Source organism: Bacillus sp. z26, from assembly GCF_058313635.1.
Genome location: NZ_JBZFQM010000001.1, coordinates 679,105 through 701,457, shown reverse-complemented (window position 1 = coordinate 701,457; position 22,353 = coordinate 679,105). Strand labels below are relative to the sequence as shown.

Genomic DNA, 22,353 nt, shown 5'->3' with positions numbered 1-22,353 from the left:
CGAAAATTGTGTTAGTAAATTTTATAAAATGGGTATTTCATTATGTTATAGAGGAGTGACGAAGATGGAATGGTTGTATTGGCTTTTGATTTGGCTGGTGTTTATTATTGGTTTTATAGGGTTGGTTTATCCTGTTATTCCGAGTGTCCTATTTATAATCGGCGGGATGCTTCTATATGGCCTATTCTTTTCATTTGAACCATTTTCCTGGTTTTTCTGGTTAATTCAAGGGATGTTTGTTTTACTCTTGTTTGGAGCCGATTATTTGGCTAATCTCTATGGTGTAAAGAAATTTGGAGGTTCAAAAGCAGGGGTTTGGGGTAGTACAATAGGGTTACTGGTTGGTCCGTTTGTTATTCCTTTTCTTGGTATTATACTTGGCCCGTTTTTAGGTGCGGTTTTAGCTGAATTGTTGGTGCACAAACAATCATTTAAAAATGCTCTTAAAATTGGTACAGGTTCAGTGCTTGGATTTGTCGGCAGTGTGATAACAAAATTGATCATTCAGATTATCATGATTGTATATTTCTTTATCTGCGTTCTCTGAATAAGCATAAAGGTTGATAAAAATGGGTTCTATTGCTAATCTAAAGATATAGACTTTCGTAACATATTAAATTTACAGAAATGCCCGAAAGTGCTTACATTCACAATTATTAGGAGGAAGAGAATTATGGCTTATTCTTTACCACAATTATCGTATGAATATGATGCACTTGAGCCTCATATCGACAAAGAAACAATGAATATACACCACACAAAACATCATAACACGTATGTGACTAACTTAAATGCTGCTTTAGAAGGACAGGAAGCATTGGCAGCAAAAAGCTTAGAAGATCTTCTGGCGGACATTGAATCTGTTCCTGAAGGCATTCGTACTGCTGTTAGAAATAATGGCGGTGGACATGCTAACCATACATTATTCTGGGAAATTCTATCACCTAATGGCGGTGGCGAACCAACTGGAGAACTAGCTGACGCACTTACAGCTAAATTTGGAACTTTTGAAAACTTTAAAGAAGAGTTTGCTAAAGCTGCAACTACTCGTTTTGGTTCCGGATGGGCTTGGTTAACGGTTAAAGATGGTGAACTAGATCTTTACAGTACTGCTAATCAGGATTCTCCATTAATGGATGGTAAAACACCTATTCTTGGCCTTGATGTTTGGGAGCATGCATACTACCTAAACTACCAAAACCGTCGTCCTGAATATATTAATTCCTTCTGGAATGTTGTAAATTGGGATGAAGTATCTAAACGTTATACAGCTGCAAAATAATCAAAATGTTTAAAAGGGGATACAGGAAGCGGACACTTGTTCGTTTCCCGTATCCCCTTTTTGTATTCTAGGTAACAGGCCTGAGTTGTTAACAAATACCAAATGATTTAAATCTACATAACAGGATTATCTACTGGAAAACTAACCGTGAACTAAAAGGGGCGTTTTTATGAATATAGATAATCAAATAATCAAAAAAATAAAAGCAAATAAGGAACTTTACATCCTTTTGTTAATTGGAGCTCTTTATTCGTTAAGTACGGCACTTTCCAACACATTCGTTAATATTTATTTATGGAAACAGTCGGAGGCACTGATCAACCTGGGAATTTATAATCTGTCTGTGGTTATCCTTCAGGGAATCACCTTTATTTTGGCAGGAAGATTGGCTAAACATATCGATCGCATTATTGTCCTTAGGCTTGGGATCTTATTTTTAGCTGCATTTTATATAGCGGTCCTGACATTCAGTTCTACCAATCACTTTTATCTTATTATAATTGGTGGTTTACTTGGGATTGGATATGGATTCTATTGGCTAGCATACAATGTCCTGACATTCGAAATTACTGAACCTGAAACAAGAGATACATTTAATGGTCTCCAGGGGATAACTGGTTCTATAGGAGGGATGATTGGCCCTTTTTTCGCAGGATATATTATTACTGTTTTGACCGATAACAATGGTTATCTGCTTATTTTTGGACTTTCCTTATGTTTATTTATTGTGGCAGTACTTGTCAGTTTTAATTTAAAAAGCAGAGCGGCTACCGGTAAGTACAGGCTGAAGCGTATTTTTAAAGAAAGAAAACACAACAAGGACTGGAGGAGAATTACATATGCCAACTTCTCACAGGGGCTAAGAGAAGGGACATTTCTCTTTGTCGTTTCCATTTTTGTATTTGTCGAAACAGGTAGTGAGATGGCTTTAGGTACATATGGATTATTAAGTTCAGGGATATCGTTTTTTGCCTATTTCTTAGTCGGAAGATATTTAAGGGTTCGTTACCGGAAATGGTCGATGCTGACGGGGGTTATTTTCCTTTATGGCTCAATCTTTTTATTGATATACGAAGTGTCATTTGCCAAACTGCTTACATATGCATCCATACTTGCTGTGGCCTATCCCTTATTGCTTGTCCCATACATGTCTGTCACGTATGATGTAATAGGACGTTCCTGGAAAGCAGGAGAACATCGTATTGAGTATGTCGTAATCCGGGAATTGTTTTTAAATTTGGGAAGAACCGTATCAATTCTTGTATTTATATTGTTTATTAAAACTCTACCTGAGAGTAGTGGCATCAAAATATTACTATTGCTACTGGGTTCCGGTCATATTTTTGTATATTATTTTGTGAAGGATATCAAGCTATAAACAATTAAAAGTTGCTGGAATCTTTTACTTCTGTTAATCTTTAAAAATTGATAATAAAATGATAAGAAATGTGTATTAGAAGGGATGGGGACAGTGAAAGTCAGAAAAAAGAAAAAGAAAAAACATGTACCTGTTCGCCTGAATTTACTATTTTTTGCAGTATTTGTGATGTTTTCTGCATTAATACTCCGTTTAGGAATTGTTCAAATTGTATATGGTGATGACTATAAACGTGAAATAGAGCGGACAGAAGATGTGACTGTCAGCAATTCTGTGCCGAGGGGAAAAATTTATGATCGATATGGAAAAATTATTGTTGATAATCAGCCCCTATATGCCATAACCTACACGCGAACACAAAAAACGTCAAGTAAAGAGATGCTTGAAACAGCTGGAAAGTTATCTAAACTCATTGAGGTTAGTACAGATAAAGTTCGTGAACGAGATAAGAAAGACTTCTGGATTTTAAATAATCCTGAAGCTGCTAAAAAGAAAATTACCGAAAAAGAATACCAGCAATTAAGTGATGGAAAACTCACTGATGATGATATTTACAAGATGCAGCTGGATCGCATTACTGAAAAGGAAATTGATTTCAGCCAAAGTGAATTAGAAGTACTGGCGATTTACACCAAGTTTGTTTCCGGTTACTATTTAACTCCACAAATTGTAAAAAATAATAATACGACTTATGAAGAAGTAGCCAGAGTAAATGAGCAGATTGAATCCCTTCCTGGCGTTGATACAACAACGGATTGGGAACGTAAATATGCGTATGGTGATACTCTTAAATCTGTTTTAGGGAAAGTATCAAGTGCTGATGAGGGATTACCCTCTGATAAAACTGGCTATTATTTAGCTAGAGGCTACAGTCGAAATGATAGAGTCGGAACTTCATACTTAGAACAGCAGTATGAAGATCTATTACGCGGACAACAGGAAAAAATCAGGAATTTAACGAATACATCCGGAGATATAGTTAGTACAGAAGTTATATCTGAAGGGCAAAGAGGTAAAGATCTTGTATTAACGGTTGACATGGATCTTCAAATAGCTACTGAAGAGATCATCGAAAAGCAATTGAAACAAAAGAAAGCAAGCGGGAATACAAAATACCTCGATCGCGCTTTTGTCGTTGTAACGAATCCAAATACGGGAGAAATTTTAACCTTAGCTGGTAAACAATACGCCGCGGATGATAACGGGAAAATGCAAATGAATGATATGGCTTTGGGAACATTTACATCCTCCTATGCCATGGGTTCTTCTGTTAAGGGAGCAACTATTTTAACGGGTTATCAAACTGGAGCCATTAACCCTGGACAGGTCCTTTTTGATGGACCAATGAAGATAAAAGGAACACCTGACAAAAAATCATGGAAGAATTTTGGTAATATTAGCGATATTGAAGCACTTAAAGTCTCTTCCAACGTATACATGTTCAAAACAGCGATTGCACTAGGTAATGGTAATTATGTTCCAGGAAAGTCATTAAGAGTTGATAACTCAGCATTTGCTACAATGAGGAACAATTACAACCAATTTGGTTTAGGTGTGAAAACTGGATTAGACTTACCTGGTGAACAAATTGGCTATAAAGGATCTTCACAGGGACCGGGTTTATTAATGGACTTTTCCATCGGCCAATATGATACGTATACTCCTCTGCAGCTGGCTCAATATGTCTCAACTATTGCAAACGGTGGGAACCGTATTAAACCGCATGTTCTAAAACAAGTCCGTGAACCGGTTGATGATGAAAAGAATGATACGCTTGGTCCGGTTATAAAAGAGGTTAAAACAGAAGTGCTGAATACTCTGCCTATGAAATCTGAGTGGATTGAACGGGTACAAGAAGGGTTCAGGCAAGTAACCCAAACCACTGGGGGAACAGCCTATTCTTATTTTGGAAATGCTGATTATAAACCTGCCGGTAAGACGGGTACAGCGGAAGCCTTTTACGATGGTCCTAAATGGGAAAGGGGCACGAAGCAGCCAGAAACATATAATATTACTTTTGTTTCCTATGCACCTTCTGATAACCCAGAAATAGCTATGAGCGTTGTAGTGCCATGGGCCTATCAAAATTCTTCAGGCCATAAGATGAATCTGGAAATTGCGAAAGAAGTTTACGAAAAATACTTTGATTTAAAAGAAGAACGTGCCAAGAAATAAAAAAATATTAAAAGATTGATAGAAGGGTGGCCTCAGTGTTGGGGCGGCCCTTTTTTATTTGGTTTTACCCTTCTCAGGCACCTAAAAAAAATCCCACCATATAACATGAACACTTCAAAATAAGCGAACTAAATCCCCCCCCTTTTTTATTCATTTTTACACGGATGATATTTAGTGAAAATGAATGAATTCAACCACAATCTTTACAATAAAAATCTGAATATTTACACTGAGTTTACAATTCCTTAATACTGAATTTAAAATTATTCCTTACTATAGAAAATGTAAAGACTAAAATGACATCTATTAAATAAGAACCAGAGTATACAGGAGGATTGGAAATGGGTAGAAGGAAATCAGTATTTATGATTACTTTGTTACTTATGATCGGTTTGCTGGCAGGTTGTGCCAGTAATAATGGAGGAGGAGCAAAGGCAGGTAGCGGCTCTGAAGAAGAAGGATACACAGGAATTATAAATACAGCAGGTTCTACAGCTTTATTACCTTTAGCTGATGAAGCAGCGAATGAATTTATGGCGAAAAACCCGAACGTATCGGTTACTGTTCAAGGCGGTGGAAGCGGAACAGGTATAAATCAAGTGGCTAGTGGTACAATCAATATCGGAAATTCCGATCTTCCTTCAGCAGATAAAATTGAAGATGAGAAATTAGCGAATGAACTGGTCGATTATAAAATAGCCGGTATCGCTTTTGGAATTGTGATAAATGAAGATGCCGATGTCGACAACTTAACAATTGAACAAATCCAAGGAATCTTCTCCGGGAAAATTAAAAACTGGAAAGAAGTTGGAGGTTCTGATTCTGAAATCAATGTCGTCAATAGGCCGGAATCATCAGGCACACGATATGCCTTTGAAAAAACAATTATGAAGAATATCAGTATAGATGGTGGCGTTGGAACAACACAGGATTCTAACGGTGCAGTAGAAAACTCTATTCATTCCACTCCGGGATCGATTAGTTATCTGGCTATGAGCTACCTCGCTGAGGGGAAAGGCTCATCTTTAAAACCCGTAACCATTAATGGGGCTGAACCTACAAGTGAGAACGTTGCTGATGGAAGCTATCCTTTCTGGTCCTATGAATATATGGTAACTAAAGGAGAAGCAGGCGGAGCTGTTAAAGGTTATATGGACTTCATTAGGAGTGATGAATTCGCCGAAACAGTTACTAAAATGGGATACATTCCAATGTCAGCACTTGAAAATAAAGAATAATCCTTAGAAATAACAGGATTTTCTCACTCAGCCTGTTATTATCTGTTTACTGGAAAGGAGCGGAAAGGTTTGAAGGACCATAAACCAATCAACTATTGGAAAAGTGAATACATCGGACGCATTCTTGTTACGTTATGTGGGTTATTAATCGTCGTAACAACTATGGCTATTATTGTTTTTATAACAGGAAAAGGTATTCAATCATTTACATCCAGTAATATCTCTATAGTGGAGATGTTAACTTCAACAAACTGGAGTCCAAGTGATGGAGAATATGGAGCGTTAATATTTATCATAGGCAGTATACTTGTTTCGCTGGGTGCCATCCTTATCAGTGCGCCTATTGCTATAGCTCTAGCAATATTCACGAATTTCATCTCTCCTAAATTTGGAAAAAAAGTCTTGCAGCCAGTTTTGGAATTACTAGTGGGAATTCCATCTGTTGTGTATGGTTTGCTTGGTGTGACGATATTAGTTCCTTTTTTGAGAAATTCATTTGGCGGAGTAGGATTCAGTTTAGCGGCTGGGATTATTGTACTGAGTATTATGATTTTACCGACCATTGCAAGTTTGGCAACAGATGCATTAAGAAATGTACCTCCACAGCTTCTGGAAGCCTCCTATGGGCTCGGTTCCACAAGATGGCAAGCCATCAGTCGGGTCATCATTCCCGCTGCAAAGGATGGGATTTTTACAGGGGTCGTTCTGGGACTTGCCCGTGCTTTTGGTGAAGCACTTGCTGTTCAAATGGTTATCGGAAATACGGTTAAATTGCCGCTGAGTTTAAGTGATCCAACTGCAACACTTACAGGAATATTAACGATGGATATGTCTAATACATTGAATGGAACCGCATGGAATAATGCTTTATGGAGCTTGGCTCTCATTCTTTTATTCATGTCATTCTTATTCATCATGATTATTCGATTTATCGGGAATAGGGGTGCGCAGAAATGAACGCTAGAACGGTAAATAAAATATGGACGAGTATTTTCTATATAGTAGCTATTTTTGTTGTTATTTTATTGGGTTTCTTAGTTTTTGAAATTCTAAAAAAAGGGTGGGGTTTTTGGGACCCATCATTTCTCACTGGACGTTCTAGCAATATAGAGGCTGGTGGAGGAATAGGGTATCAATTATTTAATTCATTTTATATGTTAGTCATCACCTTGATTATCTCAGTACCACTTGGTCTCGGGGCAGGTATCTATTTAGCGGAGTATGCTAAACCAGGGAAGTTACTATCGTTTATCCGCTTATGTATTGATACAATGGCCTCTCTCCCATCTATTGTTGTTGGTTTATTTGGTTTATTAGTATTTGTCACTGCTACGGGTTGGGGATATACCATTATCGGAGGGGCCCTTGCTATTGCGATTTTAAATTTGCCAAGCTTAACACGAGTCAGTGAAGCGGCCATCTCTGAAGTATCAGCTGGTGTTAAAGAGGCCAGTCTTGGACTCGGGGCTACCAAATGGCAAACGATTGTAAAAATTGCTCTTCCGACGGCGATGCCTCAAATTATAACGGGAGTAATCTTAGCAGCCGGTCGTATATTTGGTGAAGCAGCCGCATTAATTTATACAGCAGGATTAACAACACCGATATTGAATACGGCAGCTGATCTAACAAGCCCTGTTAACCCGTTTAATATATTTAGACCTGCAGAGACTTTGGCCGTTCATATTTGGAAATTAAATTCTGATGGAATTGTACCGGATGCGACAGAGATCGCGACAAAATCAGCAGCTGTATTGATTATTATGGTACTGATCTTTAATCTCCTTGCACGTTTATTCTCAAGCGCTGTCCAAAAACATTTTGAAGGTGGCAAAAGTAAAAGAAGACAAAAAGCATCTGTTTCATAATTGAAATCATCATTTTTACCTAGGGGGAACTTTAGATGATAGAAGTAAAAGAAGCCAAATCGACAGCAAAGCAAAATAATAGCAAGCTCGTCTACGAAACAAAAGGTTTAGATTTATGGTACGGTGAAAATCATGCATTAAAAAATATTAATCTTGCAGTTAACGAAAATGAAGTGACAGCCATCATTGGACCTTCAGGCTGTGGGAAATCTACTTATATAAAAGTATTAAATAGAATGATAGAGCTCATCCCAAGTGTTCGTACTTCAGGTGATATATTATACCGAGGACAGAATATATTTGACAAAAACTTTCAAGTGGAAGAATTACGGAAAAGAGTTGGGATGGTCTTTCAGAAGCCGAATCCATTCCCAAAGTCTATTTATGAAAATGTAGCATACGGACCAAAAATTCATGGCGTTAAAAATAAAAAAGAACTGGATGAAATTGTAGAGAAAAGCTTACGTGGTGCAGCAATTTGGGATGAGGTTAAGGATCGATTGCATACAAATGCCAACGGACTTTCTGGCGGGCAGCAGCAACGTATTTGCTTAGCAAGATGTCTGGCGGTTTCTCCTGATGTCATTTTGATGGATGAACCAACTTCAGCATTAGATCCGATTTCAACCTTAAAAGTTGAGGAACTCGTACAAGAATTGAAAGAGAAATTCAGTATTATTATTGTTACTCATAATATGCAACAAGCAGCACGTATATCTGATAAAACAGCCTTCTTCTTGAATGGGGAAGTCATTGAATACGATAAGACAGATAAAATTTTCTCGAATCCACATGATAAGCGAACAGAGGATTATATAACAGGGCGGTTCGGATAAGCAGAATCATTTTGAAGGGAGAATGAAAATGGTTTTAAGAGAAAAATTCGAGAGTGAGCTTCAGGAATTAAAGGTAAAAGTCATTGATATGGAGCGCTTTGCTTCATTAGCGTTGGATAAATCATACAAAGCCTTGCTGACAAATGATGTAGAACTGGCACTTTCTGTTATAGAGGATGATAAAAAACTTGATAAGATGGAAGAAGAACTTGATGAACTAGCCATTCTGATGATTGCTAAACAGCAGCCAGTTGCAACGGATTTAAGACACATTGTTTCAGCTATTAAAATCGGTTCTGAAATTGAACGCGTTGGTGATTATGCCAAGAACGTTGCAAAGACGGCCATCAGATTATCAAAAGAAGAAAAGCCATTTATCAATGAGGCTGTAGGAGAAATGCACGCAACGTGTATTAAAATGCTCAACATGTTTAATGAATCCTTTATGGAGGAGAATATTGTCCTTTCTAAGGAACTGGCAGAGCTCGATGACAAAGTAGATGAATTATATGGACAGGAGATACAAAAAATACTTGAAATGAAGCATCCTGAGTCCACTACAGTTAATGAGAATTCTCAGCTATTATTTATTGTTCGCCATTATGAAAGAATAGGTGATCATATTACGAATATGGCCGAAGAAACCCTCTATATGATTAAAGGCAGACATTATCATTTAAATGAATAGAGTAGATTCTTACTAGTGTCATGAAAAAATGGAGCTTCCAAATGAGGAACTCCATTTTTTATTTTGCCAATGAGAAGAGTGTTCTTTATAAAAACAATGCTTTAATGCCTTGGAACCCAAAATAAACTCCGAATCCTAATAGAGATAGTCCTGAGATTGCTGATATTCCTTTCAGGCTTGTCTCATTCAAAAATCTTCTGAATCCGTTTGTTAAAAAGGCAACGATAAGATCCCAAAAGGTTAAACCAAGAAAAATCATGGAACTATAAGCGATAAGCGAGCTTGTCCCATATGTTGAAACAGTTTTTGCAAGAACAGAACCATATATTCCGATCCAAAAAAGGATGGATAATGGGCTTGTAATGGACATTATAAACCCTGTTAGAAATGATCTGGCCAGTGAGTCTTTCGTACGATAATCATCCATTGTGAGTGTATGAACCCTCATGATACTTTCTACACCGGTATAAATAAGGACGAATCCCCCAAAGAGCCAAAGGAAAATCTGGACATAGGGGATCGTAATAAATTGTACAAAACCTAAATAAACCAGTAGCATAAATATTCCATCTGCAATCATAGACCCTAAACCAACTATCCAGGCGTGAAAAAAGCCATTTTTAATCCCTTTATCGATTCTGGCTGAGTTAACTGGACCAATAGGCGCCGCTAATGTTATTCCTAATAAAAAATAACTAAATAAAATATGTCCGCTCACGCTTTCACTCCAATTTTTGTGTCTTAAACTTGTATATATTTATGAGAAAAAGAGGAGAAGTATAACAATTTTATTGTTCAGACTGTCGATAAAATCGATAGCTGTTTTAATCCCTTGAAAAATGATTATTTAGTATCGAAAAACACAAGAGATACTGATTAAAAGTTTAGAAGACTCCCTTGCAACAAACTAATTCTTAAATAAAGATTTTGTCTACACTCTGTAAACATTTTATTGTTTTTATGTATAGATGGTAATGAAAAGAGAAGTTTACAACAGAGGAGGGCAATTCCTAAAAAGGTTTATAAAATCTTAACTTGGATATAAGGAAATAAAAATCTATATAAAGAAGGGGCGATAAATGTGGAGGAAAGAGATACGGTAACAGTAGAAGGAGTATCTATTAACTATTTTCTCAGTGAAAAGACTGTTCATATAGATAATAATGAATCATTAAAATCTGTTATTCCAAATCCTAAAGCAGCCATTCAACTGGCCAGGCAATTGAAAGCGAACTATTATAAGAAATATGGAAGTGAGTTATCTGTATCCGAGCTGTCAATGGCTATAGAAATCTATGGTCATATCTATCCTGAAAAAATCGCCAATGCCATTAAAACATTACCTTTACCTGACTTTATTGATAAAGCAATGGATGATTTGATTAGTAAAACAGATATCATAGATTCGGGGGAAGAGAGTATCGATCAAAACAGAAAAATCTGGGATGCCATTGCAAAAGTCATCCCAGTCTAAAGACAAGCGCCGCTGAAGTACTATTTTCCTTTGGTTAAAACGGCAGCTAAGGCAGCATAGTCCATATTTTTATAAACCGTATAGGTACCGGTTTGAATCTTTTTTGTAAGGTCCCGATTCTTGAGATAGGTGGAAAATTTATCGGCATCTCCAATTATTTTCTTCTTTTTTAATAGACTGATAATCTCGTTGGAAGACATACCAGGCTGTATAGACAAACTGACTGAAGAGGTTTCCTCTTTGTTGCTATGTTGATTTTCTTCCTCAAACTTATTAAGTGTTTGAAGATCCATTTGATAGTTTTCCCATTCACTTTTGGATAGTATATGATACCCATCCTCTATTAGAATCTTTTGGGCGCCCTCTTTTGTAAGAGGCGTCCTTTTATCTTCTGATTTATCTCCGAAAAAATAATAGGCCGAAAATATGCTTGTTGCTAAAAAAATACCTGCAGCGGTTCCTGATATGTATAAACTATTCAATGAAAATCTCCTCCCCGGCTCTCTAGGATTTGAATGACCTCGTTTATCGGTAATGCAGATTGCTTGGCGATCTGGTCGATTGATAATCCCTGCTTGGACAAATGGATAACCTGATTTTGTATGACCTCATGTACGGGTAAGGAAGTACTCAGAAAAGATGATTCCGTTAACGTATCTTCGTGCATGATTTCTTCCTCTAAGACACGAAGACGTTTTTTTATTTGATACATTTCCTGTATATAGTCCAGTGAAAGTTGTTCAATCTCTTTTTCAACTTTAACATCTTGCCCTTTATAAAAAAGTGAAATGACAAACAGTAAAGCGGAAAGAAAAAATAAACTAATGATAATGATTAACATGATGTCCCTCCTAATTCAAACTCATCCCCTTATTTTACAACAAATCTCTGGCTGATTTGGTAAAAATTTATGAAAAAGGAAGGAATGCTCACAATTTGGAAGTTGATTGTTGTTCTTCGACAATATGCGTTCATTGTCATTCGGTCGAGAGGGTGGTAGGATTTAATGGAAGATATTAGTGGTTTAGATGGACGAGTAAGAAGAATGAAAGAGGTGGGACCGCTTGGATCAAATAAACTATTTATTTCAAAATAATCAAAGGACTATGTGTACAAGACTTGCTGAAGATGTCTCGGGATCAATTGTCCCCTATCTGTGGCGTAAGGATCCTGCAGAGCAAAATGAGATTTCTGCTGCAGTTCAATTCAACAATAATGATTATTTTGAAAGAGTAGATGTAATTTGTAAAAATGATAGTGAACGGGAACAAGAAATAAAGATGTTTTTTGTCCATGAAGCCTTCCGGGAAGTTTCAGCAAGTTTTTATAGTCCTGCAGATTCATTAATCTACTTATATGGTAAACATACGATTAGTTTATTAAATGGAAGTAGCAATGCTTCTATTTCAATTATGGAAAGGAAACACAAAAAAGCGGTATATCAATCAATGGAAAACGGCCAAATTATCCATTCCCCTTTAGCTAGAGGGCTAGTTATTTGCACAACAATGTACAAATTTTCTTTGGAACCAGGAATGAAAATGGGAGTGTCAAATTGGATGATTACGAGCGGCAATAAAGAGGAAGCGATGCTGCTTGATTACTTGGTTAAAAATCAGACTAGCATTTATGATTGAAAGGTGATATTATAGATGAGTCGTATAAAATGAAGTTTTGAATGAACTGGAGGGACTCACATGCGTGTAAACATTACTTTAGCTTGCACAGAGTGCGGTGAGCGTAATTATATCAGCACAAAAAATAAACGTAATAATCCGGATCGTCTTGAGCTTAAAAAATATTGCCCAAGAGAGAAACGTACAACTGCGCACCGCGAAACAAAATAAGACAACAGGAGGTCCTCTCCTGTTGTTTTTTTTGTTTGTGGAATAATTTAGAACTTAAGGGGATTTAATGCAATGTTAAAGGGAGAAATGAGAACAACTTATCGACGTTTATTAATGGAATATCCAGCCTGCGAGCGTAATACATATACAAAAAAAATTGTTGAAACTTTATATCAGCATGACTTATGGAAGAATGCAGATACAATTGGAATTACGATTTCCGGATTTCCTGAACTCGAAACGAAAGGAATTATTGAAAGAGGGTGGAAAGAGAAAAAAAATATCGTAATACCAAAATGCAAACCGCACATAAAACAGATGGATTTCTATACATATAATCCAAGTACGGTATTGGAATCGGTTTATTATGGTTTAAAAGAGCCCAAGGAGGATAAAGAACAAAAGGTAGAGCCTGGAAAAATCGATGTCATGGTTGTTCCAGGACTCATTTTTTCAAAAGCAGGATATCGCGTTGGATTTGGAGGGGGCTATTATGACCGTTATTTAGCCTCATTTCATGGAATAAAAATCTCGCTTGCCTTTACGATGCAAGTAAGGGGCGATATCCCAACGGAAGAGTTTGACATTCCTGTTGATTATATATTCACGGAACAAGGGGTATTAAATTGTGGGTAACCTAATCATCTATGTGGTTGTTGCTTTATGTTCATACGGAGCTTATCGACTTAATGCACTGAATAAATCAGGTGCTTTTGCAGCTTTCGTATTGGGTGTCTCTATTGTGGTAGGTTTTAAATGGGAAGGGTTGCTTCTCATTGGCTTGTTTTTTTCCTCATCGAGTTTTTTTTCAAGCTATAAAAAGAGAAGGAAACAGGTGCTTGATAAAAAATTAGCAAATGGAAGCAGGCGTAATTGGGCTCAGGTGGCCGCAAATGGTGGTCCTGCTGGAGTATATTCTCTTCTTTATTTTATATCTGACGGGTCTGAAATTTGGTTAATTGCCTTTATAGCATCAATTGCTGCAGCTACATCTGATACATGGTCATCTGAATTGGGAGTGCTTAGTAAATCAAACCCCATACATTTGATCAGTTTGAAAAGATGTGAGCCCGGTACTTCTGGTGCAGTCTCAGTGCGCGGATCGCTCGCTGGGCTGGTGGGGTCTATATTCATTGCATTAGCAGCCATTATTTTGTTCAATCTGTCACTGCCAACGTTTATCTTTCTGAGTGCATTCGGATTTCTGGGAAGCCTCCTTGATACTGTTTTAGGCGCTTTCTTGCAAGTTGAATATAGATGCCCGGTATGTTCGGTCCATACAGAGAGAACAAACCACTGCAATCATCAAACTGTTAAAATAAAAGGAATTAATTGGATTGATAATGAAAGTGTTAATTTTAGTTCCATAGTGATAAGTAGTATTCTTTGTATAATTACTTGGCATATTACCACATAATACTACTGTGTACAGAGCATATTTGTAGCTGAAAAGGTGGGTTTTATATGAAAAATAATGTAAATCGCGTTGTCTTGGTTGGTACAGGATTTGTTGGAAGCAGCTATGCCTTTGCTATGTTAAACCAAGGAATTACTGAAGAATTTGTATTAATTGATGTTAATAAAGATAAAGCGGAAGGCGATGCTATGGATTTGAATCACGGAACGCCTTTTGCGCCAAACAGAACGAAAATATGGTTTGGAGATTATACTGATTGTAAAGATGCTGATATTGTTGTTCTTACCGCAGGAGCTAATCAAAAGCCTGGGGAAACACGTTTGGATTTAGTTGAAAAAAATATGAAAATCTTTAAATCCATTATAGGAGAAATTATGGCAAACGGATTCAACGGAATCTTTCTTGTTGCTGCGAATCCGGTTGATATTCTTACCTATGCAACATGGAAATTTTCGGGTCTTCCTAAGCACCGTGTTCTAGGTTCAGGTACAATATTGGATACAGCCAGATTTCGATTTATGTTAAGTGATTATTTTGAAGTGGACCCTCGAAATGTCCATGCCTATATCATTGGAGAACATGGCGATACAGAATTGCCTGTATGGAGCCATGCAAATGTAGGCGGAAAGAATATGAGTGAGCTGATAAAAACTAAACCGGATCACTCCATGGATGATTTAGATAATATTTTTATTAATGTGCGTGATGCTGCATATGAGATTATTAATAGAAAAGGTGCAACATTCTATGGGATTGCCATGGGTCTGGTTCGAATTACGAAAGCCATCCTTCAGAATGAAAACAGCATCTTAACAGTGTCAACTTTCCTTGATGGTGAGTATGGAGAAGAAGATGTATATGTCGGTGTTCCTGCAATTGTAAATCGGGAAGGAATTGGAGATATACTGGAGTTGAAGTTATCAACTGATGAACAAGAGAAGTTCTCGCATTCTGTTAAAGTATTGAAAGAAACAATGAATCCGATTCTTAATGAATTATTATAAGCAGAATAAAAATCCCTCCTGACTACCAAACTATATGGTAATACAGGAGGGATTTTTTATATGAAAAAATTATTAATTGTTTTTGCCTCTGGCATAATAGGGTATATGATGTTTCAAAACAGGTCTTCCATTATGAGAAATCAAGTCCTGCGTAATATGATTTTAGCTGTTTTAATGGAACTGCCGATTTTTAAAATGGAGCAAAATCAATCAAATCAATCATAATATGTGGAAATATTTCCGTTCATATGGCGTAATGATAAAATAGACATAGAGAGCTTATAAGAGGAGAGAAAGTAGGGGAATATGTGAGCTTTAAAGATGAATTTATCTATTGGTCATTTATTAATCAATTGATTACGGAGAAAGGCTATCGATTGATATCTGCTTCCACTGACCATCATGAAATATGGCTTGAAAATCAATCCAATCGGACAGACCCGGTTATCCGTATAAAAAGAGAGGATCTGGGTTGGTCCAATAATATGAAAAGGGATCGTAATCTTGTCTTGCATAATGCTGAAAAGATTCGTAAGTTTCTATCCAGAAAGGAACTGACCGTTAAATCTATTTATATTAGTCAATATGCTCCGGTAGATGATTATTCGGATATCGTTGGAAGTCATTCAGATGAAAAACATACAAAAGTTTCGGTTGATACCATGATTTTTCAGACAGATTCTATGGATGAGCATTTAGTGGATATAGAAAGATTTCTGGGGTTTTCACTGGTATTAGCTAATAAGGATTACAGTGCTATTGAAGAGGAAGAGATAGAATACCTCAAACAGGATGCCTTGGCTGCTTCTTATGAAAAGGCGAAGCAGGATGAACAAATTTTTTCCTATGGAAAACCCATCTTCACATATATTTTAATGGCCGTTCAAGTCCTCGTATTTATTTTACTGGAAATGCGGGGTGGAAGTACTAATCCTCAAACACTCATTGAGTTTGGTGCAAAATACAATCCACTGATTATGGAAGGAGAATGGTGGAGATTTTTCAGCCCTATTTTTCTTCATATCGGATTTACACACCTGTTGCTGAACACATTGAGCTTGTATTTTGTCGGGATTATTGTGGAACGGATTTTTGGGAGCTATAGATTTTTAATCATTTACTTTTTCGCTGGCTTTATAGGTTCAGTAGCCAGCTTTATCTTGGTGCCCAATCTGTCTGCGGGTGCCAGCGGGGCGATATTTGGGTTGCTCGGTGCCTTATTATTGTTTGGCGTCCTCCATCCCAATCTCTTTTTCAGAACAATGGGATGGAATGTTATCGTTATTCTGATCATCAACCTGATTATCACATTTTCCGCAGATGCCATTGATAGTGCTGGTCATATAGGAGGATTGATTGGTGGTTTTCTTGCGGCGGCTATTGTCAGATTGCCGCGAAACCATAAGTTTTCCTTCCAACTGGGTGCATTGGTGTTAACCATATTATTAACAATTGGACTTGTGAGATATGGTTATGCCGAAAATTCATTTGGACAAAATTATCAAAATGATGTCACACGTGCCCAGGAATATGTAAATTCAAAGGAATATGACAAAGCCTACAAACTGCTTGATAACTATCTTGGTGAAGAAAATGCTCCAGAAGCCTATTTTTTGGCGGGATATATTAAATATCAGGATCAAGATTTAGAAACGGCTGAGAAGCATTTTCTTAGAGCAATTGACCAAAGAGAAATATTCCCTGAAGCATATTATGATGTTGGACTGATCTATTGGCAGGAGGGACAAATGGATAAAGCGAAAGAGTATATCCAAAAAGCAGTGGATCAGGAACCGGATAATGAAGATTATAAAGCTATGCTGAATACGCTCAAGTCCTTATAAATGTCTTTTTTAAGGAAGAAGCTGATAAAGTTCATGTATATTACCGGATCTGTCCTGAATAAGAATGATTAGTTTATTACTGCCTTGTTTGCGTAAAATCAACGGGATGGTACTGTCGATTGGATTAATGATAGTGCCATCTTGTTTTTTAATTCCTGAAACATAAAGAGAATAGAAGGCTTCCCAAAGCTTTTCCGTAATTTCCAGGCGCTTCTGATCTGAATATCCGGCTAATAGTTTTTTTTCTTCAGTCAGCAGCTTTGTTAGAGGGACAACTTGATACTTTGTTATATCGAACTCTTGGTTACCCGTATAGCGATCGAGTACTTTAGCGAGCCTGGAATTGCTTACTGAAGATAAGGTAAAAGCCCACTCCTTTTGTTGATCGGTTTCCGGGGTCTGAAATGATTTAATTGGTCCATATCGTGAAGCAATGACAAAGAGGTTGCTATCTGTTAATTTAAATGAACTAGATGGAGTATCGTTGTCTGTATGAATTTCCGCATAATGAATGGTAATCGACTGAAATAATGAAGATTCGTGAGCTTTAACCGTCGTTTTTTTAGAAATCCGATCTGTATTCTGCTTCCAATCGTTTGCAAATTCCTTTAAGCGTCCATTCTGAAATAGAAGAGAAAAATCCTGTCTGAGATAACTTTTTTGATTCAGAATCGATTCTGTAGATAGTAAAACATTAAATTGTTCATTCTCTTGACCCTGTTTTTGCAAGGTAAGGGAAGAAGCTGTCTGGTTAAACACAGCCTCTTGATTTAGCGGGAAATATTTTATGACAGCTAAGTCCCTTTGTTCATAAAGATGTTTCCACCACATAAAGGTGAACACCAGCAATAAACCCACAGCTAGATAACCACTATATTTTTTCAAAGGATTCTCTCCTCACTTTATAAAATAGACTCACGTATATATCCTAAAAAGGTAGGCAAAATGATAAATAAGCTGATGCTTTGTCCTAGCAATATATGTACAAGACCAAAAACATATGCTTTCTTTATAAATGTCTAAATAGATAGAATGACACAAAGTATCTTGAGGAGGACAGTCAAATTCAGATATACTTAGAGAGAATCAGGAAGGAATGAGACATAATGAAATCCGTGTATGAAATACAACAATATTTCAAGAGGTTCGGAACTATCATATACATGGGTGATCGTTTAGCTGATCTTGAAATGATGGAAGCTGAATTAAGAGAGCTATTTCACTCTCAATTAATTGAAATCAGAGATTATCAAACGGCCATTTTAATTTTGAAACAAGAAATAGAATATGAAAAGGAAAAACAAAAACTAAAACAATCGAAAAGGTGAAACAAATGTTGGGGAAACAAGATTGGTTACTGGGGATTGATATTGGCGGTACGACGATTAAACTTGCTTTCATAGATAAGGAAGGAGTTATTGTACATAAGTGGGAGATCATGACCAGAACGGAGGAAAGTGGTCATTATATTATTTCTGATATTGGCAAGTCTGTCAGGTCGAAACTGGAAGAATGGCAAGATGGTAATTTAATAGGTGTTGGAATGGGAGCACCAGGACCTGTTAACTTTGAAACGGGTTCAATCTATGTGGCTGTGAATATCGGCTGGAAGGATTATCCTTTAAAAGAGTTGCTTGAAAAGGAATTAGAAATACCTGCCATCGTCGATAACGATGCAAACGTAGCCTCTTTCGGTGAGTTTTGGAAGGGAGCGGGAAAAGGGACAAATGATTTTGTTTGTATCACCCTTGGAACAGGTGTCGGCGGCGGCGTAATTACTAATAAACATTTAATTCATGGGATAAGCGGGGCAGCGGGTGAACTAGGTCACATTACTGTTAAACCAGACGGAGGAGCACCTTGTAATTGTGGAAAAACAGGCTGTGTTGAAACGATTGCCTCAGCTACCGGTATTGTAAGGCTCGCTTTGGAGGAGATAAAGAAAAATCCAGATTCGGCCATTTCGGCTGTATTTAAAGATAAAGGCCGGATCACGTCTAAAGATGTGGTACAGTGTGCCGTAAGTGGAGATCAGGCAAGTCAAGATGTTCTAGATGAGGTTGCTAAATACCTTGGACTTGCGGCAGCCAATGTCGGCAATATAATTAACCCGGACATCATCGTATTCGGCGGAGGTGTTTCAAAGGCGGGTGACATTATATTAAAACCAATTGAAAAATATTTTAAGCAATTTGCCTTTCCTCGTGTAGCGGAATCGACTCAACTTAAAGTAGCTTCTCTTGGAAACGATGCGGGCGTTATCGGCGCAGCCGGATTAATGATGCAGCAATTAGGTGAAGAGATCTAAGTAGAACAACCCTTTTATGGAGTGGGTTAACCCTGATGATTGAATGTTCACATACCATATACGTTTGCAAAGCACTTTACTATTTTGGTGAAGTGCTTTTTTTATTCGGCTCGGATGAATTGATTCTTTGATTAAGAAGGATATTGTGTGGGCAGCTGGCCTTTAAACACGGCAATTGTGATAGACCATATATAGGGCATTGATTCGTAGCGGATTAAGGTCTTCTTTTTTTGGAATCATCCTCTAGCCTTTTATACTAGGCCATATCTATCTATACCATGGCAAAGGTGTATCAAGGGTGAGTGATAGGTGTATTAAAGGCGGGGGAGTCTGAGTGTGCCTATACTCCACCTATGGAGAGTCTATGGGACGGCTATACCCGGGTAAAGGTGTGTCAAAGGCCGGAGAAGCCTGCGAGAAAGCGCCTATGTCCCAGCAATGGAGCGTCTGCGCAACACCTATGCAGTACCTATACCGAGTTTAATGATACCAAAATGCACCATTCAGTTCGGTAATGGTGACTACGAAAGAAATGAAGCGTGCTATCAACTAATCTATACATAATCTGTATCCGTCTGTATTTTTTGATGGAAGTATTCATAAAATGAGTATAAAAGGGTGTGATTCAATGGAAGTCATCATAAAAAAGCCTGACTTATTATCCAGATTGGCTGTTTTATTTAAAGTCCCGATTTCTGTTTTACGAGAATGCAATTTGCATATCAGTGGAAATGAATTGCTCCCGGAAGACAGGGTTCATATACCTGGATATTGGACAAGGGAAGAGAGGGTTTCATCATTGGATTTAACGAATCCCTTTGAAAATCAACGAATTCAGTTGGCCAATCCTATGAGGAGTGAAGGAGAAAATGCAACACAATCTATTCGCCTGCCTGTTAAAATTCAACACAGTATTATTGATCACACATGTCCTTATTCATCAAGTAAATGTATAAATGATATGGAAGTTCTCGGAACGATTTATCCGTTTTTGAGTAGGAAATCAATCGGAAAATCTGAATTGGGTCAGGATATTTGGGAATTGCGTATTGGAATTGGGCCTAAAAAAATCCATATGAATGCATCTATGCATGCTAATGAATGGATTACCAGTTTGGTTTTAATGAAATGGCTGAATGAATATTTATTATCTTTGTCGATGGGAAAAAACTTTGGGGAATGTTCGGCACTGGAGCTCTTTCATGAGTGTGATTTGTCTCTTGTGATAATGGCCAATCCTGATGGTGTGGATCTAGTGGTAAACGGGCCACCGGGAAACATGAAAAAAGATTTGAAGATGATGAATGATGGAAAAGAAGAATTTTTAGGATGGAAAGCTAATATAAGAGGCGTAGATTTAAATAATCAATTTCCAGCAAATTGGGAGATAGAAAAAAGACGAAAAAGGCCGGCAGGACCGGCAGCAAGGGATTTTCCCGGCCAAGAACCATTGACGGAAAGTGAAGTGAAATCATTGGTTGCCCTTGTACAGGAGGAGCAGTTTGATCGTGTGATTTCTTTGCATACTCAAGGCGAAGAGTTTTACTGGGGATACGAGGGACAGGAACCGGAGATTGCATCTATTATGGCAAGGGAGTTTGTCAATCGATCAGGCTACAAGGCTGTTCGCTATATTGATAGCCATGCAGGTTTTAAAGATTGGTTTATTGATCAGTTCAAGAAGCCTGGTTTTACGTTAGAACTGGGGAAAGGAATCAATCCTCTTCCGTTATCACAATTTGATCAAATCTATCATGATACGAAGCCTATTTTAAATGCATGTCTTTATTTATAGTTCGCAGTGATTGTTGGAAAGTTTGCGCTATTAGTTACAAAAGAGGAATCCGGTTAACCGGATTCCTCTTTTGTAACATCTGTGGCGCATTCATTAATGGCCTGCTGGATAGCCATCTTTAAGGAAGGTCATAATGGAGAACCAGCCAAAGACAACGGCAGTACCTAAGGCGAATACTATTCCAAGAAAGTTTTTGTTTTTAAAGGCGCTGATTAATGCGAAGATAGCCAGAATGGCAGCTAAACCAAAAATGATTACCAAGCCCATTTTACTTACCTCCTCTGGAGATACCAGGTAATTAAACCCAATAAATCTTTAAATTGTAAAATAAATGCATTCAGTAATAGTTTAATTCTTTTCAGACAATTTGTCGAGATATTATAAGCTAACTGAAAAGATGAAGACAATAACAGTGTAAGACCCTTTAAACGAAGGCATCAGTTGTGTAAAATAAAAGAAACTGATTGATGCTAACAGGGGGAAAGACATGAAAAAAACGTGGAAAAGGGTTCCTTTGGGACCGTTGCAAACAAATTGTTATCTATACGCTCAACCGAACGGTGAATGTTTAATCATTGATCCAGGGGAGGAAGCAGAAAAGCTAATTCAAATCATTCGCGAAAAGAAATGGAAACCAATTGCGGTTCTGCTAACACATGCTCATTTTGATCATATCGGGGCAATTGACAGAATAAGAGAAGTCTTTGACATTCCGGCATATGTGCATAAAAAAGAAGCTGAGTGGTTAACAAATCCGGCATTGAACGGCTCTCAATTTTTCCAAATGGGTGAAATTAAAGCTGCTCCGGCAGAGAAGTTCATTTCAGAGGAAGGTATCCTAAAGATTGGTGATTTCAAATTTAATATATTGTTTACACCAGGACATTCACCCGGCAGCATTTCTTATTATGACGAAGATGAAGCACTTGTGTTTTCGGGAGATGCGCTCTTTCAAATGAGTATAGGCCGAACTGATTTACCTGGAGGGAACCATCAACAACTAATGGATAGTATTCGTACTAAATTATGTACGCTCCCAAAAGAAACACTCTGTTTATCTGGTCATGGACCGGAAACAATTATTGAAGATGAACTAAATCACAATCCGTTTTTAAGATAGGGATTTTATAAAAGTGGTAAGGTCCTCCTGAAGCTTGGTTAAGGAGGACCAAGGGGTGTTTCCTGTTAAATGAAGATGC

26 protein-coding genes are annotated in these 22,353 nt (G+C 37.5%); 21 read left to right on the top strand and 5 right to left on the bottom strand.

Going from position 1 to position 22,353, the window contains the following annotated elements:
* Positions 1–64 precede the first annotated feature (64 nt).
* The 9 genes from AC4G3K_RS03280 to phoU all read left to right on the top strand — a co-directional run bounded on the left by AC4G3K_RS03280 (position 65) and on the right by phoU (position 9,465).
* Positions 65–547, top strand: a complete 483-nt coding sequence (locus AC4G3K_RS03280) for a DUF456 domain-containing protein (RefSeq protein WP_491075856.1) — start codon at positions 65–67, stop codon at positions 545–547.
* A 126-nt stretch (positions 548–673) separates the two neighbouring features.
* On the top strand, positions 674–1,282 hold the full coding sequence (locus AC4G3K_RS03275; protein ID WP_491075855.1) for a superoxide dismutase: 609 nt from the start codon (positions 674–676) through the stop codon (positions 1,280–1,282).
* A gap of 169 nt (positions 1,283–1,451) precedes the next feature.
* Positions 1,452–2,660, top strand: a complete 1,209-nt coding sequence (locus AC4G3K_RS03270; protein WP_491132465.1) for an MFS transporter — start codon at positions 1,452–1,454, stop codon at positions 2,658–2,660.
* A 93-nt stretch (positions 2,661–2,753) separates the two neighbouring features.
* A complete protein-coding gene (locus tag AC4G3K_RS03265) occupies positions 2,754–4,835 on the top strand; it encodes a peptidoglycan D,D-transpeptidase FtsI family protein (protein WP_491132464.1) in 2,082 nt (693 codons plus the stop codon).
* A gap of 341 nt (positions 4,836–5,176) precedes the next feature.
* Complete coding sequence (locus tag AC4G3K_RS03260; protein ID WP_491075852.1) at positions 5,177–6,073, top strand: phosphate ABC transporter substrate-binding protein PstS family protein; 897 nt, start codon at positions 5,177–5,179, stop codon at positions 6,071–6,073.
* 69 nt (positions 6,074–6,142) lie between these two features.
* Entirely contained in the window at positions 6,143–7,030 is an 888-nt protein-coding gene (gene pstC / locus AC4G3K_RS03255) for a phosphate ABC transporter permease subunit PstC (protein WP_491132463.1), read from the top strand.
* Positions 7,027–7,941: a phosphate ABC transporter permease PstA gene (pstA, locus tag AC4G3K_RS03250; protein ID WP_491132462.1), complete on the top strand. Its 915-nt coding sequence runs from the start codon at positions 7,027–7,029 to the stop codon at positions 7,939–7,941. The genes pstC and pstA overlap by 4 nt, the downstream gene beginning before the upstream one ends.
* A 35-nt stretch (positions 7,942–7,976) precedes the next feature.
* Positions 7,977–8,777: a phosphate ABC transporter ATP-binding protein PstB gene (pstB, locus tag AC4G3K_RS03245; RefSeq protein ID WP_491075849.1), complete on the top strand. Its 801-nt coding sequence runs from the start codon at positions 7,977–7,979 to the stop codon at positions 8,775–8,777.
* Between the two features lie 28 nt (positions 8,778–8,805).
* Complete coding sequence (phoU, locus tag AC4G3K_RS03240; RefSeq protein ID WP_491075848.1) at positions 8,806–9,465, top strand: phosphate signaling complex protein PhoU; 660 nt, start codon at positions 8,806–8,808, stop codon at positions 9,463–9,465.
* A gap of 85 nt (positions 9,466–9,550) precedes the next feature.
* On the opposite strand, the gene AC4G3K_RS03235 is transcribed toward phoU, so the two are convergent.
* Entirely contained in the window at positions 9,551–10,183 is a 633-nt protein-coding gene (locus AC4G3K_RS03235) for a LysE family transporter (RefSeq protein ID WP_491132461.1), read from the bottom strand.
* 363 nt (positions 10,184–10,546) lie between these two features.
* Here AC4G3K_RS03235 and AC4G3K_RS03230 point away from each other — a divergent pair, with 363 nt between their 5' ends.
* Positions 10,547–10,939 (top strand): hypothetical protein, encoded by a 393-nt coding sequence (locus AC4G3K_RS03230; RefSeq protein WP_491075845.1) that lies wholly within the window; start codon positions 10,547–10,549, stop codon positions 10,937–10,939.
* Between the two features lie 20 nt (positions 10,940–10,959).
* Here AC4G3K_RS03230 and AC4G3K_RS03225 read toward each other — a convergent pair whose 3' ends face one another.
* Entirely contained in the window at positions 10,960–11,421 is a 462-nt protein-coding gene (locus tag AC4G3K_RS03225) for an endolytic transglycosylase MltG (RefSeq protein WP_491132460.1), read from the bottom strand.
* Complete coding sequence (locus tag AC4G3K_RS03220; RefSeq protein ID WP_491132459.1) at positions 11,418–11,780, bottom strand: hypothetical protein; 363 nt, start codon at positions 11,778–11,780, stop codon at positions 11,418–11,420. The genes AC4G3K_RS03225 and AC4G3K_RS03220 overlap by 4 nt, the downstream gene beginning before the upstream one ends.
* A 223-nt stretch (positions 11,781–12,003) precedes the next feature.
* On the opposite strand from AC4G3K_RS03220, the gene AC4G3K_RS03215 reads away from it, so the two are divergent.
* From AC4G3K_RS03215 to AC4G3K_RS03185, 7 genes are all read left to right on the top strand, one after another.
* Complete coding sequence (locus AC4G3K_RS03215) at positions 12,004–12,576, top strand: hypothetical protein (RefSeq protein WP_491132458.1); 573 nt, start codon at positions 12,004–12,006, stop codon at positions 12,574–12,576.
* 60 nt (positions 12,577–12,636) lie between these two features.
* Entirely contained in the window at positions 12,637–12,786 is a 150-nt protein-coding gene (gene rpmG / locus AC4G3K_RS03210; RefSeq protein WP_066105110.1) for a 50S ribosomal protein L33, read from the top strand.
* Positions 12,787–12,858: 72 nt separating this feature from the next.
* Positions 12,859–13,422, top strand: a complete 564-nt coding sequence (locus AC4G3K_RS03205; protein ID WP_491132457.1) for a 5-formyltetrahydrofolate cyclo-ligase — start codon at positions 12,859–12,861, stop codon at positions 13,420–13,422.
* A complete protein-coding gene (locus AC4G3K_RS03200) occupies positions 13,415–14,203 on the top strand; it encodes a DUF92 domain-containing protein (protein ID WP_491132456.1) in 789 nt (262 codons plus the stop codon). The genes AC4G3K_RS03205 and AC4G3K_RS03200 overlap by 8 nt, the downstream gene beginning before the upstream one ends.
* A gap of 47 nt (positions 14,204–14,250) precedes the next feature.
* On the top strand, positions 14,251–15,207 hold the full coding sequence (locus AC4G3K_RS03195; protein WP_491075839.1) for an L-lactate dehydrogenase: 957 nt from the start codon (positions 14,251–14,253) through the stop codon (positions 15,205–15,207).
* A 60-nt stretch (positions 15,208–15,267) separates the two neighbouring features.
* The gene (locus AC4G3K_RS03190; protein ID WP_491075838.1) at positions 15,268–15,432 is read left to right on the top strand and encodes a hypothetical protein; all 165 of its coding nucleotides are present in this window, start codon (positions 15,268–15,270) and stop codon (positions 15,430–15,432) included.
* An 83-nt stretch (positions 15,433–15,515) separates the two neighbouring features.
* Positions 15,516–17,051: a rhomboid family intramembrane serine protease gene (locus AC4G3K_RS03185; RefSeq protein WP_491132455.1), complete on the top strand. Its 1,536-nt coding sequence runs from the start codon at positions 15,516–15,518 to the stop codon at positions 17,049–17,051.
* Between the two features lie 9 nt (positions 17,052–17,060).
* Here AC4G3K_RS03185 and AC4G3K_RS03180 read toward each other — a convergent pair whose 3' ends face one another.
* On the bottom strand, positions 17,061–17,936 hold the full coding sequence (locus tag AC4G3K_RS03180; RefSeq protein ID WP_491075836.1) for a hypothetical protein: 876 nt from the start codon (positions 17,934–17,936) through the stop codon (positions 17,061–17,063).
* Positions 17,937–18,157: 221 nt separating this feature from the next.
* On the opposite strand from AC4G3K_RS03180, the gene AC4G3K_RS03175 reads away from it, so the two are divergent.
* The 3 genes from AC4G3K_RS03175 to AC4G3K_RS03165 all read left to right on the top strand — a co-directional run bounded on the left by AC4G3K_RS03175 (position 18,158) and on the right by AC4G3K_RS03165 (position 21,154).
* Entirely contained in the window at positions 18,158–18,379 is a 222-nt protein-coding gene (locus tag AC4G3K_RS03175) for a YqgQ family protein (protein WP_491075835.1), read from the top strand.
* A 5-nt stretch (positions 18,380–18,384) separates the two neighbouring features.
* Positions 18,385–19,359 (top strand): ROK family glucokinase, encoded by a 975-nt coding sequence (locus AC4G3K_RS03170; RefSeq protein WP_491075834.1) that lies wholly within the window; start codon positions 18,385–18,387, stop codon positions 19,357–19,359.
* 628 nt (positions 19,360–19,987) lie between these two features.
* The gene (locus tag AC4G3K_RS03165) at positions 19,988–21,154 is read left to right on the top strand and encodes a M14 family metallopeptidase (RefSeq protein WP_491132454.1); all 1,167 of its coding nucleotides are present in this window, start codon (positions 19,988–19,990) and stop codon (positions 21,152–21,154) included.
* A 93-nt stretch (positions 21,155–21,247) separates the two neighbouring features.
* Here AC4G3K_RS03165 and AC4G3K_RS03160 read toward each other — a convergent pair whose 3' ends face one another.
* Positions 21,248–21,421: a DUF2759 domain-containing protein gene (locus AC4G3K_RS03160; protein WP_491075831.1), complete on the bottom strand. Its 174-nt coding sequence runs from the start codon at positions 21,419–21,421 to the stop codon at positions 21,248–21,250.
* Between the two features lie 220 nt (positions 21,422–21,641).
* Here AC4G3K_RS03160 and AC4G3K_RS03155 point away from each other — a divergent pair, with 220 nt between their 5' ends.
* Positions 21,642–22,274 (top strand): MBL fold metallo-hydrolase, encoded by a 633-nt coding sequence (locus tag AC4G3K_RS03155; RefSeq protein WP_491075830.1) that lies wholly within the window; start codon positions 21,642–21,644, stop codon positions 22,272–22,274.
* Positions 22,275–22,353 lie beyond the last annotated feature (79 nt).